Source organism: Halosimplex carlsbadense 2-9-1 (genome assembly GCF_000337455.1).
Lineage (GTDB): Archaea > Halobacteriota > Halobacteria > Halobacteriales > Haloarculaceae > Halosimplex > Halosimplex carlsbadense.
This window is the reverse complement of sequence record NZ_AOIU01000043.1, coordinates 1-14,394: the sequence shown is the minus strand read 5'-3', so window position 1 is coordinate 14,394 and position 14,394 is coordinate 1. Positions and strand designations below refer to the sequence as shown.

At 54.2% G+C, this 14,394-nt stretch carries 9 protein-coding genes; 4 read left to right on the top strand and 5 right to left on the bottom strand.

Annotated features, from left to right (window positions below; all coding sequences use genetic code 11):
* Nucleotides 1-145: 145 nt before the first annotated feature.
* The 4 genes from C475_RS22520 to C475_RS18615 form a co-directional block, all read right to left on the bottom strand.
* Entirely contained in the window at nt 146-1,393 is a 1,248-nt protein-coding gene (locus C475_RS22520) for an SAVED domain-containing protein (RefSeq protein ID WP_152436506.1), read from the bottom strand.
* Nucleotides 1,390-3,312: a ThiF family adenylyltransferase gene (locus C475_RS18625; RefSeq protein ID WP_204366189.1), complete on the bottom strand. Its 1,923-nt coding sequence runs from the start codon at nt 3,310-3,312 to the stop codon at nt 1,390-1,392. The genes C475_RS22520 and C475_RS18625 overlap by 4 nt, the downstream gene beginning before the upstream one ends.
* A gap of 421 nt (nt 3,313-3,733) precedes the next feature.
* On the bottom strand, nt 3,734-4,858 hold the full coding sequence (locus tag C475_RS18620) for an SMODS domain-containing nucleotidyltransferase (protein ID WP_006885432.1): 1,125 nt from the start codon (nt 4,856-4,858) through the stop codon (nt 3,734-3,736).
* A gap of 24 nt (nt 4,859-4,882) precedes the next feature.
* Nucleotides 4,883-5,911 carry a Cdc6/Cdc18 family protein gene (locus C475_RS18615; protein WP_006885431.1) on the bottom strand — a complete coding sequence of 343 codons (1,029 nt, stop codon included), beginning with the start codon at nt 5,909-5,911 and terminating at the stop codon, nt 4,883-4,885.
* A 223-nt stretch (nt 5,912-6,134) separates the two neighbouring features.
* Between C475_RS18615 and C475_RS24690 the strand changes: the two genes are divergently transcribed.
* The 4 genes from C475_RS24690 (at nt 6,135) to C475_RS18605 (ending at nt 12,079) form a co-directional block, all read left to right on the top strand.
* The gene (locus C475_RS24690; protein ID WP_204366188.1) at nt 6,135-6,968 is read left to right on the top strand and encodes a TIR domain-containing protein; all 834 of its coding nucleotides are present in this window, start codon (nt 6,135-6,137) and stop codon (nt 6,966-6,968) included.
* 212 nt (nt 6,969-7,180) lie between these two features.
* Entirely contained in the window at nt 7,181-7,960 is a 780-nt protein-coding gene (locus tag C475_RS23390; protein ID WP_152436505.1) for a RipA family octameric membrane protein, read from the top strand.
* A gap of 11 nt (nt 7,961-7,971) precedes the next feature.
* The gene (locus C475_RS25360) at nt 7,972-8,193 is read left to right on the top strand and encodes a hypothetical protein (RefSeq protein WP_006885428.1); all 222 of its coding nucleotides are present in this window, start codon (nt 7,972-7,974) and stop codon (nt 8,191-8,193) included.
* A gap of 79 nt (nt 8,194-8,272) precedes the next feature.
* Nucleotides 8,273-12,079 (top strand): helicase-related protein, encoded by a 3,807-nt coding sequence (locus tag C475_RS18605; protein WP_006885427.1) that lies wholly within the window; start codon nt 8,273-8,275, stop codon nt 12,077-12,079.
* 8 nt (nt 12,080-12,087) lie between these two features.
* On the opposite strand, the gene C475_RS18600 is transcribed toward C475_RS18605, so the two are convergent.
* The coding region (locus tag C475_RS18600; protein ID WP_006885426.1) for an Eco57I restriction-modification methylase domain-containing protein at nt 12,088-14,394 on the bottom strand (2,307 nt) is incomplete at its 5' end.

Genomic DNA, 14,394 nt, shown 5'->3' with positions numbered 1-14,394 from the left:
ATAATCGCTCCTGCAGTAATAAATCACGGGGGTGCATTCTCTCGGTCAACAAAACACGACCTACCAGTTCTTTAATCACCTCGCAGAAGACGCACTGGTGCGGCATGATCGAGTCGATGCTCTTCTGGTAGTGGGCACTGATTTACTATTGATCTTCTGAGGCGGTGTCTGAGCCATCTGAAAGTGAGTTATTCTGTAATCGACCAGAGGGATAGTATCGACCCTCGTCTTTGCTGTAGAGGTAGGTCTGGATCGGTCTAAGAGTGTTTGAGTTTCGCCCGAAGAGAAAGGCGAGCCCCATCGGACCAGCTATGAAGAGATGAATAGTCGATGTTTTTGGCAGTTCTTTGATTGCGTCTCGTACCTTGGTACGGAAAACATCTGCAGCATGGGCTGCCTGTGCCGGGGACAATTCCACACCAGGCCCATCTTTCGGTGTTAATCTGAGAATACCATTGAAATCCGGAAGGTCGTTATGCATTTGGTCTATCTCTGGTTGCACATCGGCAGCGATGTTGACGAGCACCGCCAGCTCCGATCCGTGATTCGGTTGTCGCTGGAGATCTCCTTCTAACCCGCTTTCCTCTTGGTCGATATCGAGTGTCCATTCTGTCATCGCGGCAGGGCCGGTGGGTTGCATCCACGTTGCTTGGATACGACGTGTGGTTGGAAGACAGTAACCGGCCGCGAACGCAGCGGGAAGATGCGTTCGACCACGGAAGCGGAGGGGGCGGCCCGAAGCGTTTTGAATGAGACTGTCCGTTACCGTGGTTAACGCCGGGAGTAGATGCTGGTTCCATACTTCTTGGGATGGTGGACCATGTTCGAACGATCTTGACCAGTCAATAGCAATCGCTGGATCGATGTCGTGAGCCGGCGATTCGTAGGTGTCAAGTGAACATTCGAGAGGCTCACCATCCGGTAAATACTCATCTATCTGCTCGATCCGCTCTGATAAGACGGTCTGGACGATATCTGTAGCTTTGTCAGACGTGGCCGCCTCTAGGGGGAGCATTTTCCAGGCGGAAAAGTCGTGGAGGATCGGTGCCTCATTGAGTATCGATTTCGCTTCTCCAACGCTGATCTCGGGACATGGCACCACGACCACGAAAAACTCGTCATCACTGTCCCATCGTTTGTTGAACCCCGGCAACTCGTCGTTGAGAATGATGTCGGAGTCGGCTACGCCCTCACTGACGAGCGCAATACCACTGGCTGTTTCCGGGTTCTCCAACTGGTCAATAATCTCATCTCTGAGTGGTTCCGGCTTCAAATCGAAGATATCCCGCCAAATCGGCACCCCGTGTCGCTCCAGTTCCGTTTGTAGGAAGTTGGCGACGTCCGTCTGTTCGTGCTTATAGCTGAGAAATACACGGCCAGTTGGATCAGTCATATATCGTCACCGACGTTGAGAGTTGAAGCAGCATCTGGGTTGTCAATCCGTTCTAACTGCTCGTATTCCTTACTATCGTGGAAGAGATAGGCGTTGATCGTGAATTGACCTTCTTCGTCCTGACCAACGATGAAGAGGAGCGGATGCGGACAGTCGTAGCCGTCGTCGTTGGCGATTTCATTCATCGCAGTCCGATCGTCCCGACTGATATCGGGTGAAGTGCCGGGATGGTAGTGCCATTCACCGAGATAGTCGATGCCGATGCTCTCCCTGGTGTCTTTGAGCCACTCCTCGACTTTGTCGGTTCCGCGGAGGAATCGAGTTGGTTCGTGAATGGAGTCCCGCGGTGGGTCGCGGGCATTAACTACCAGTGCTGGACCATCGAAACGGTCGGTTCCAGCCAGAATACCGCCCGTCTCACAGGGATGTTCCTTTCGGCAGCGCTCATACATCGCTTCAAGACACGTGGCCGGAATCTGGACGGTAATTGGCGATTCCGGTGCTCGCCATACTGTTCCGTCTTGGAAGGGAGGTGTGGCCTGTGAAATGGTCGGCGGCTCGTCGTCACTACCGGTCTCGAGTACGGTGAAGTGATTCTCGCGCAGGCTCAATGACGTCGCCTGATCGAGAAGTCGTGTCACTGTCCCAGCCCACGTCATCACCCGGTCCGTTCGGATAACTGATGCTGGGTGCCAGCAGCCGACTCGCTCGGGGATGGCATCGTCGTCTTCGTCCCATTCGATCTGTTCTTGCAACCGCCATGGATCGAACGCTTCGTTGTAGTCGCTGTACGGAAAGGTATGTGAGTAAGCTGTGAAGCAGAACAACCGGTTCGCTCGCCGACCCATAGCCGCAGAACAAAACACGACCGGGTGATTCCATCTGATCGCATCAAGAGCGCGACGAACTCCTCGTGACGCGGTACAGTCAATTACTACCTCCGCTTCTCTAATTGACTCCGGTAACTCACCGCTTGGTGGAAAGGCAGTATCCACATCAAGGACCTGGGCGTACGGTGCAATGGATTCGAGCCGATCCGCGATTGCTGTCGCCTTGTTTCGTCCCACCTCATCGATTGTTAGTGTGTGGCGAGCCACGTTGCCGATCTCATACGTGTCGTTGTCGACGATGGTAAACTGCTGACAGCCGGCTCGAACGAGATTCTCGGCAACCATACTGCCGAGCGCTCCCGCTCCGATGAGTACGATGTTGCGATCCAGAAACCACTCCGTTATATGCCCGCGTCTGGTGAGCTGCTCATGCGACCAGTTGTCCGAGTCTAGCCACCGAATCTGTTCCTCTCCGGCCTCCCGCCGTTCGGCTATCTCAGGCCCCTTTCCCGTATCTCGAAATCCGCCGGAGAGGTCATTCGGGTCTTTGAACTCCCGTATCTCGATTGGTTGCCAATAGATGATCTCGGGGTCGCTGTCGACCGTTGCTGGGATAGGGAACCCGATTAGAAGAATCTTGACCGGTTCATCATCCAATACGGGCTTGATATTTGCCCGTAGTTCGTACGGGTCGGTCTCAGTCCCATCAAAAAACCCTTCCAAATCTTCCCACGCATCAGGGGCCTCCCACGGGGGCTCAATCGGCACCTCTTCTAATAGTGCCCACGCCCCGGAAACAGAGACATCAGGATTCGAATCGACGTATCCGCCCCATTGTGGCCGATAGACGACTTCATCGTCGCTGTCTTTGAATGTTCCAGTCGCGTATGTCTCTTCAGCAGTTGGCAACGAGCGGAGATTGACCGTCCCCCACTGTCCATACGTCTCACTCCAGTCTGAGAACGACTCCTGCGTCTCGTTGAATGCGATGGTCGGGGCCGAAGCCGAGTTCGTATCGAAAGCCGGAATTTCAAACGGTTCGTCTGGTTTCCGGAGTTCCCCCTTCGCAGCATTACTTAGCCAACGCATTGCTCGGTCCATATGCCAACAGAGTCGATCACGGCTTGTGCTGGGTTCACCGGTGGCCCCCGTTTGACTGAGGGTGTGCCCATACCGAGCAACACAGATATCGCCTCGTCGCCACGGGGTATCGTCGCTCCCAGCCACGTTCAGCTTCTGGTGGGGGAATGTGGCGGTAATGGTGTTCTCTTCTTGATCCGCAGGGTAGATCCCAATTGAACCGGCGGGGTACGTATCCCGTAGATGGAGATACCAGTCCGTCTCGCGTGGCACGTCCGGATGGGGTTCTAAGTCGTCGAGACACAGTCGGATTTTAACGATCCACCGCCCGTTGCTATCGTCTCGATATGCGTCTTTGAGGACGGAGACTCCGTCCCGTTCGGCAATAGCTGCGACGGCTTCTGTAATTTCGTGGGGAGGCATTTATACGTCAGCTGTCAGACTCGGCGAACTGGTGGTCAGATGGATCCTCTACCTGTGAAGACGACCCCACTGACATCGCTTTCTCCCCTTCATCGTCAGTGTCGTCGTCACTTCCGAACGGAGGGAATTGCTCACCGAAGAGCTGGTACCAGTACTCCCTCGATGTTTCTTTGTCCTCCTCATCCAGTGCTGTCCGCGCGAGCGCTGCGGCATCCTGGGCCTCATCGTAGAACGCCGCGAAATCTTTCCCGTCGATTTGTTTGAGGACGTTATTCTCGGGGGTTCTCGGGAGCCCGTGAGCCGGCAAGACGGGGGTTTCCTCAGCCATTGCGTCGGTCTTGAACTGCCGTGAGAGTTCTTCGAGCGTCCTTGTCACGCCTTCAGCGACGCTGTCGATATCATCAGGACAGCACTGGCCGACGAGGTGTTCGAGGGGATAGCTTGTCGGTCCTTCGACGTCCGGTGTCTTCGTTCGCCGCCACCATTTGATGGCCTTGACGACGTTTACGTAGTGACCATCCGTGATATCGTTCTTATTTACGGTGAAGGCGATAGTCGCGAGGGGATGGGTATTCTCCCACTCGTTCTCATCTCGATGTGGGATCTTGAGCGGTTCGTTCTTCCACTCGTCGTCGCCATCTGCCGACATATTGAGGGCTTCCGCCACGGTCGAAAGGTCGTCTGGACTCAGGGCTGTACCTACGTCCATTGAACCCAGTGATTTGACGGCTTCACGTGTTGCCTCGCTAGGTGCTACTGTCAAGACCAGGTCGATTTCCACCTCCTCTTCCTCGATCTTGTAGGAATGCGCATTCGGTTCCCACTGCCCCTCATAGTGTTCATCTAGGAACGGCTCGCATTTTCTTAGCGCAACATCGGTATCGAGATCACTGCTGACATCAGAGACAAAGACGACGTCAACGTCGGATTTCTCGTCTTTTTGGGGTCTGAGTGCTGTCCACCGACGGTAGCTCCCCTGTAGAAAGTCTGCAACGTAGAACTCGTTGATGTCATCGTCATTCTGCAAGTGATCGCGGAGGGTTTCGTGGCCCTCCTTGTAGGCGTCATTGTGCTCGTCCTGCGGGCGGATCTCTGACAGGAAGGTCTCGAACAGTGTGGGAAGTGTGGTCATAGTGTATCGATGTTCTGGGACATTTTAAGTGGTTGTTGCAGCAGGCGGTGACTCAATGATCGCGTATTCTCGATCCCGGCTCGTACCCTCTGCCTTGAGGAGGTTGTACTGAGCCATTTTGGAGAGATAGGACCGGACTGTCCGTTTCGTCCGGGGATCGTCTACCTCTTCCGTATAGTGGTCGTGAATCTCGCTCGGGCCAAGCGGGCCGTGCTCACGTACGATGTCGTAGACGACGCGCTGGTGTGGCGTGAGTGAATCGAGGCTCTTCTGCTTAATCTGGGCCCGAGCGTCTTCGGCTGAGTCGAGAAGGATGTCATCAGTAATTCGCTCGCGATTTTCTCGGTCGGCCTTGCTAGCGGCTGTCCGAAGGACACCGATTGCGAGGCGGGCGTCGCCGGCGGCCGCGTCGGCGATGCGATAGAGCTGGTCGTCGGTGATGACATCCTCGTCGAGGCCCCATTTTGCCCGAGCACTCAGGATGTCGTACAGCTGCTCGTCGTGGTACTTGTCCATCCGGACGTGCTCGCTGGAGCGCAGCCGGCTCACGAGCCGGTCGTCGACGCGGCTGAACAGCTCCTCTTCCTTGTTCGCAATGCAAATGATTGCGAACTGTGGGAGGCTGTGGAGGTCGTAGATGACGCTGGGGTCTTCGAGCTGATCGACCTCGTCGAGGATGACGACTGTTCGAGGGCCCTCGTACTGCTGGAGGCGGTCGACGAGTTCGTCGTGGGGTGTTGACTGCCGGTGGATGTCGATGGTGGCGCCGAGGTCGTCGAGGATCTGGTAGAGCGTCCGGAATCTGGTGTAGTTCCGCCAGCAGTTGACGTAGGTGGCCTCGACGTTGAGCACCTCTTCACGCAGGCGTTCGGTGACAAATTGCGAGATGCACGTCTTGCCGGCGCCGCTGGGACCGGTGACGATAGCTGTGTCGGCTGGTTCTCCGTTCGTGATGGGCTCGAGGACGCTAGAGAGGTGGTTGACTTCGGCGTCGCGATGCTCAACTTCCCGAGGGACGAACCCGGCGCGGAGTACGCGAGCATCGCGGATCATTATGTTAGTAAGTGAGTGGTTCTGCGCCAGGCCATAAATACGTGACCGGGTTGTTTCCGGAAAGCAAATCTCACCAATTGGCCATCGTTGAATACCGGTTCTCTTTGTGGTGATCCGGAAGGAATCTATCGTGGTGGCTTTTCGGAAGTTTACGGAAACACGAACCTTCCTGAATAGCAAATATCCCCTTGGGTTTAAATATCCAAATTGCGATGTATCGCCTGTGACACCCAACGAAAACGACCCTGTCACCAACGCCCCAACCGTCGAGGTGCAAAGCCCCACCGGAAGCCTTGACGTGAATACCCTTATCAAATCAAACGGGGAAGACGATCCGTTTGCTGGCCTGTTCGAGGACACTACTGACGGCTCCGATACAACATCAGTTCCAACCGCAAACCAGCAAAACCCGGATGTCGTCGATCTCGGAAAAGACCTCCTCGCCGGATATGCCGACTGGAAAGGTGGACAAGTTGAACATGATCCACACGATGATCCACTTCGTTACCTTTGGCACGACGCCCCTGAACTCATTATCGCTGCCGCAGTGGCAGGCTATTTCACATACAAGGGTGCTCAAGGACTTGGTGGTCTAGTTTCATCAGGTTCAACAATCGATGAGACCGGCACGTCGACGCAGCCGCGTCTCCCTCTGGAAGATCGGCCGTATCGGGTGTTTGTGAGTCACTCGTGGAAGTACTCCGAACAGCGTGAACGCATCGAGGAGTTCCTTGATGATGAAAATCGGCTGGACTGGCAGAACTTCAGTGTCCCAGAGGACGATCCGATGGAGTTTGAAGATAAGACTGATCTTCGTCAGCAGCTCTATCAGCAGGTTGGGCAGGCAAATGTGGTTGTCGTCGTCGCTGGGATGTACGTCTCGCACAGCGAGTGGATCGAGGAGGAGATTGAGATGGCAGACCATTTCGAGAAACCTATTATCGGTGTGCGACCGAACGGGAACGAGCGACTTCCAGCTGTGGTAAAGGAGGAAGCCGATGAGATTGTTGGTTGGCGGCAGAAGTCTATCGTGAACGCCATCGCGAAGCATGCATGATTCACCCTCGGTCGAGTATGGCCCAAGACAGAGGGATGGCAGTACACGATCTTCATCCAGACGGCCAGAGCGTGATAAGACGCTCATCAATCAGTATAGGCACTACGCAGAAAGCGCAATGGCGACCGAACAGCGTTTGGAACTGAACTGTTTCTACGGTCCCCTATTCTTAGGATGGCACAAAGCATCATTCGCCGACACCTTAGCGAAATATGTCTGAACCAACTGACGAGACCTCTGGCGAGAGCGAGCCGAATAATGTAAGTCTTGGCGAAAATACCGAGGACAAAGACACGCCTGAAACAGAGCCGGAACACCCCGAAGAGGTTACTGGGGGAGACCCGGCTGAATCGGCTGAGCCCAATACCGTGGAGAATGGGCCGTTAACGAATCTGAACGACGAAGAGACGGATCGCTTGATGGATCAATACATCCACTATGGGGAGATGGCAATCGAGACTGCGAATCAGCGGGTTCAGATGAACCGATTTTTCGGCTTGATTTTGACGTCGATACTAGCCGGACTCTTCGCTCTCGCCCGAGGAAATTTGACGACTACGAGTGCTGCAATCGTTCTATTCGCCTCTGTATTTGGAAGTCTGATCTGTTACTTTTGGTATCAGAGTTTACAGTCGTATCGCCGGCTGAACAAGGCCCGATATGCTATTCTCAACCAAATCGAATCTGCCCTTCCTGTCCGAATGTATCTTGATGAATGGCGATACCTCAAACGGGAAAAGCCCGATCCGGAAATCGTTGAGTCGCGACCTGATGAAGATCCAGATCACCGCTCGCATACGATTGTCGAACAGTGGTTTGTCCGTCTCCTCGCCGCTGGATATCTTACTGTCGGAGGATACGCTGGCGGGTTCGTTCTAAGTCCTTTGCTCACGAGTGCAGGCTATTCCCTGCCGTCTCCGACCATAGTCGGGCTAATAATCGGTGCAACCGTTATGGCTGGTTCGATAGGGATATTTTGGATTCGGAGCTGATGACACCTACTATGAAACGATTCGATATTGGAGACACGGTCCGAATCGATATCCCGGACGAGACAGATCCAGATCACGAGCGCCTCCATGGACGTCGAGGAACAGTCGTTGAGATCATCTCAGACGATGCGGGAGCTGTGACTGATGATCAACGAGAGGGCTATCTTTTTCGGGTTAAACTCGCTAATGGTGACACTGTTGACGTCCGCTGGCGGGATCTTCGGCCAGTTTGATTGGATATTGTCTGGTGTCACCTCTGTAGGGAGGTCACTAAACACTAAGTTAGCGTACTGAATACATCTCGACATTACGATGCTCTCACTTCCTCCGCTTGTCGATAACGCCAACAGAACACTAGAAGACGCTTACAAGCGGATCATTCCCCAAATCGAGGAAGGCCGTATCGCAACTGGCTACTTTTATCTCTCAGGATTCGACCTCTACCGGGAAGACCTTGAAAACCTGGCTGACCCCGATGAGCTCGGCCACGCTCCGCTTCGGATTTTGATGGGGCGTCAGACGAATAGGGGAACTGCTGACGAAATCGGTGAGGGGCAGAATCTCAAAGAGGAACTCAAAAGGGAGGTAAGAGAAAGCATCTCGGAGCTGAATAACGCTCAGATCGGCCGACTAGACCGGCTACGAGACTTTATCGCCGAAGGTGAGGTGAGCATCCGTGTGCGAAATCCTGAAAACGGTTACTTCCACGCAAAGGGTGCATCATTTCGAGCGCCACTCGAAGATGACGAAGATTGGGGACACGACGGGGATGAAGACACCCGCCCATGTGCTACAGTTGTCGGCTCCTCGAACTTCACCAAGAGCGGCCATCAGAACAACATCGAGCTGAATCTCACGAGTCAGGATCGACACAAGGCCGAAGCGTTCGAGGAGTGGTACGACAACCAGTGGGCCAACGCCGAGGAGTTCAGTGAGGAGATCATCCGAATCATCGAGAACAGCGAGGAGTACCAGGACTGGAAGGAACAGCAGGAGGACGAGTCCGACCAGGAGACGTCATCTGAGGAGCTGGGCACGTATCTCGAACCGTTCGAGCTCTACAAGCTGCTCGCCTTCGACGAACTGAGTGGGAACGTCAACATCCGTGACAGCCCACTGTACTACTTCCAGAAGCTCGGGTACGAGAGCGCGAAAGAGAAGCTCTCCCAATTCAACGGGTGCATAGTCTCCGACTCAGTCGGCCTTGGAAAGTCGTTCATCGGCGGTGAACTCCTCCATGACTACCGCCAACGTGGCGACCACTGTCTCCTCATTGTCCCGGCCAACCTGACTGATCAGTGGGGAGACCTCCTCCAGGACGACACCGACGAAGATGGCAATCCGTACTTCGGGTTAGAGGTGGACGGCACGCACCTCGACGTGATGAGTATCAGCAAGTTCCAGAATCTCTCCTATGACGAGGTACAGGACCTCAAAGGCGAGTTCGACGTCCTGCTTATCGACGAGGCTCACCGGTTCCGGAACTACGGGAGGTGGCGACCGAACCCGGACCACGATGACGACTACAAGGGGACGCGGCGACACGCGAATCTCAGGCAGCTTCGCGGAAAGACGATGATTATGTTGACCGCGACCCCGATCAATAACAGCGCTACTGATCTGAAGAACCTCATCAGCTTGTTCACCAGCCCGGAGGAACTTCGGAACAAGGCGTCACTCGACTTTGATGCGTTCGACGAATATATCGAACTCTCGGAGACGCGAAAACGCATCGCAGCCGGGAAAGAGGAGGTCGGCGACGACGAACAACAAGAAATCACCGAGCAGCTCCAGCGACACTCCTCTGAGATTTCGAATATCCTGAACGAAGTGATGGTTCTCCGGACGCGCAAACACGTCAAAGACCAGATTCAGGACAGCGAAGACTTCGAAATGAGCTTCAAGCCGCCGAAACTCAACAAGCAACAGTACTCCCTTCCGGCGGCCTACCAGCCAGTATATCGGATGCTTCCCGACGTGATGGATGCCCTCCACTTACCCCACATCACAGTCAAAAACCCGAAAGCAGGGAGCACGCTGAAAGCTCTCTACAAGCTGAACCTCCTCAAACGGCTCGAGTCCTCTACGTACGCGTTCGTCCAGTCGATCGAGACGCTGCATCAGAGTGAACGCCAGCTCCTCGGCCTTCTTGATGAACTCCCCGAGGACGAAGACATCGATATGCTCCGAACTGTTCGGGAGGGGAATGACTCTGAAATCGGTGACTTTGTCGAAGGAGCAGACGCTACTGAAGATCTCGAACAAACACTCGAAGAATTCGGTTTCGATACCACCGCTATTCAATCGGAAGAAGGAGCTGATACCGAGGGAGATGAACTGGCAGACGCCACCATCGGCGAGGTGAAGACGTACATCAGAGAGGACCTCACCCTTCTCTCGTATTTCCTCTCGCAGTTCATCGGTGATGTCGCCCGTGATGCGGGTGATGTGAGCGATTATGCGGTTTCCACGCGGCAATGGCTCGCTGACCACGACGCTGGTGTCCTCCCAGATATTCCTGAAGAAGAGACGAATCCGATTCTCTACCCGAATAGTGATCTGAGCGAAGTCGACCTTGCCACACGCGACTTTTATGAGGCCGTCTTTTCACTCCGCGAGTTCCGCGACCCAAAGATCGACCGACTTGCAGATGTCCTTACTAGTCACGATCAGAAGGTGCTCATCTTCACGCAGTATCGGGCAACTGCAGACTACGTCTATCGAACCCTCTGTGACAACGCGGACTCACCACTCACAGAGGCGAACAGTGCCGTCGTCAAGGGTGGTGACGAGAATAAGCAGGACATCATTCAACGCTTTGCCCCCGAGGCGTCAGGTTATCAGCAAACGCTCGCCGAGTCGGGGGACTCAGAACTACAGTACGTAGTGGCCACTGACACGCTGAGTGAAGGGGTTAATCTTCAGGACGTTCATGTGGTTGTCAATTACGACTTGCCGTGGAACCCGATGCGGATTGTCCAGCGTGTCGGGCGGGTCGACCGGATCGGGAGTACCGCCGAGAAACACGTTCACAACTTCTACCCCGACGGCGACATCGAGGCGGCCATTAAGCTCCTGAAACGGCTTCAAGCAAAAATCAACGATATCGCGCTCATCGTCGGGAAGGAGAACAATATCCTTGACCCGAACGAAGACCAGATTCTGGAAAAGACAGGTGTGGACACGGAGAAGACGATCGGGGAATTGCAGGTAGATGAAATCGAGGACTCCCTCCAGAAGTCCCGTGAAATTGACGACGTGAATGAACTCGACGACACGAGTAAGAATCCGCTCCTCCGCAATGCTGGCAGCAATGAACACGCTGCGTTCGAACGGTATCTTCTGAAGCGAGAACTAAACGAGGATTACGATCTGACCGCGGAAGACTTTGAGTACGCTGAGGACTTCTTCGACGACCCGCCTGAAGAGCGGGAATTCCTCTACACGAATGTAACTGACCACGATGCCGGCCCCCGGCCGGGCGTGTTCGCCCTTGCTCACCTGTGGTTCGACGATGATGATCACGAGTCCCCGCTTGGACGCGTCCGTCGTGCTTTCTACTACAAGCCCTTCGCCGATGAAGTCAAAGAGCGCCCCGTGAGTACGCTCAACATTGACCCTTCAGTTGACGGCGAACCGATCACCGGAAACCCAGATACGGTGTTGTCGAACCGTGAGGAGATTCAAGCAGTGCTTGACGAGCGTCTTGAGGTGATTCGAGAAGGCCAGGTTGAGGGAGCTTTCAAACAAGGTGAAGCCTTCTCGAAGGAACAGGAGACGCTCCTCGATTTCATCAGCCGCTACGTTCAGCCGAATTACGGCGATGAGCCGGCTCCTATCGAAGAGTTCGAGACGCTAGGAGAATGGGCGAACGACATCGAAGAGCGGTTGCAGGAGGTAAAGCTGGCGAACACCGATGAAGACCGAATTCTACGCGAGATCTTCCGCCAGGACGAGCAATACGACTCTTTCCCAGAGTGGCCGACTGTGGAGTTCCTCAGTCAGCTTGAGGAGTTCTTAGAAGAGAATGTCGAAGCCTCCACTGAATACCAGACAAAACTGATGGGGGAGAGTGATGTTCAAGCGAAGCTCGTGTGCTGGGGGGTTGTCGGACAGTGATTCGGGAGCTACGGTAGGGGCCCCTTCTGATCCAGCAGATCATATTTTTCCAAGACCCGATCGAAGTACATCTCGTCCATCAGCTTCGGATTCTCAACGCGATGGAAGTCGTCGAGGACAAACTTCACGTCACGACGTTCCAGGCCATACGCGTGGAATGCGGCCGCGTCGAGTTCAGCCTGTAATTTTCTACGTTCTTGGTCTTCTACCGCTGCCTCGATTCCACCGAGTCGCTCACGCATTTCTTTGAATTCTTTCCCGTAACAGTTCAATCGGGCCGCTCGTTCAGCGATATAATGGAACCAGTCATCTCCGTCGGTGAGCCGTGGTAGCTGGGATTCCAATAGCTCGCGCTTGACGATGTGCGTCTCGACTTTGGTCCGCATCAGGAAATCGAACGCAATGCTGTTCAGGAGCCCCGTTGCCACGAAGAGTTCTTGATTCGTGAATCGCCGGACGTAGGGTGACCGAAGTGGGGACTCTGTGAGGTGTTCCTCTTCCGGCTCAATAGCGAACGGCTTGAACGTGTTAATGGTGTGGAGACAGATGACGTCCTTCGGAAGTACCGTAGCTATTATCGTCCGCTCGTCCCGGGAGCGAGAAACGTCTCGAATGCCGATTCGGTATTCAGTACAATCGAGCAGGACATCTTCTTCCTCAAGCCCGTGACCACGGTGTTCTTCGAGTAGTTCATCTACGAATTGAACTTGAGACTTGCTCGTCTCTGAACCTCCAAAGGCGTCGTAGATTGCCCGTTTGAGATCACCTCTGTTGAATTTCTTCTCTCGAACACGATACTGAGCACTATTCGGTGAATCGTACATCCCCCGACTCCAGTACTGCGGTCCATCTAACGCATCTGTGTGGGTATTATCGTACTGGAACTGGTGGATATTTTTGCCGCCGTAGACGGGATAGTCGGCCTCCCCCGGCGATGTCTGAAGCCTATCCTTATCAGTCGATTCAACGAACTCCTTAGTGAGCATATCAACTGTCCAAGTCCCCTCTAAATCTTCACCCAAGGAAGGCTGCTCAACTACCTTCTCCAAGACGCTTACTTCGATCTGCGAGGTGATGGATGGGAAGATTCCTCCCTCTGGAGAATAACTGACAAGTACGTCGCGCGGGATGTTGACTGCCTCATTTTCGATCCGGTAGACTATATCCATGTCACGTTGGTTGAATATCCCCCGAAGAGCTGATGTCTTCCCCCCATATTCGAACGTCAGAATCGCGAACCGGTATCTATCGTCGATGGCCCCGAAGATACCCTTGTTCTCGAACCCGATGAGATTCTCTACGTCCGTGTGGTCCAGCAGATGCATTCGGAGGTCTTTCCCCATCACTCCCCCGAAGATAGTCCCCGGGAGGAGCAGACTCACTTTCACGCCGTCTCTGGAGAGTCTGAAGACCCGCTCTAGAAAAAGAGCCGAAAGTTCATTCTTTGTAGGCATCGTCCGACCGCCCACCACCGGGGATTGGAGCTTGTAGACATCTCCCTGCGTGAAGAAATCTGCCTGAGTTTCCATCGATTCCTTGTAGTCCTCCCATTCCCACGCAACTTCGGGGTCTGAGAGGAGGTCTTCCATCACACCGTCTTTTTCCTCCGACGGATAGGTACGGAACTGCTCATCGTAGCGGATGAAGAAGTCGTCGCGATTCGCGTAGAGCATATCCCACGGTGGGTTCCCGATGAACACGTCGAATCCACCTTTCTCGAAGACGTCGGCGAACTCCAACGGCCAGTGGAAGGGGGTCCACTCCCGAATTTCCTCGATCGTTATGTCGTCAAAGCCAGCGTCTTGGAATTCTCGCCGAAGGATTTCGTCAAATTTGTCCCGGTGTTCCTCTATTCTGTTTTCTGCCTCCTTCCGCCATTCTTGAGCTTCAACACTGGTCTCCGCTTTCTTGTGTTTCTTGATGGCCTCTTTCACGTCTTCAAAACGGGTTTTCACCTCCCAAGAATCGAGATCGCTGTCTCCGTCTTCGTTACTCTCGATGTCCGTATCGAGTTGACCGATTAGGCTGTTGCCCTGTCGTACATTGAAATCGATGTTGGGGAGCGGCTCCACCTCGTCTGGTTCATCCTCGATATCAGCGACCATCGACAACCAGAGTCTGAGCTTGCAGATCTCCACAGCGCCCTCGTCGATATCGACTCCGTACAAATTGTTGAGGATGGCCGTTCGCTTTGCGTACAGTGATGAGGAGCCTTTTCCAGACTCGATTTCCTCTATCTCTTCTCGCGTTCTGGATTCTAGCTCCCATCCTTGCCCTTCAGCTTCGAGTCGTTGGAAATACTCAATGCATTGCAT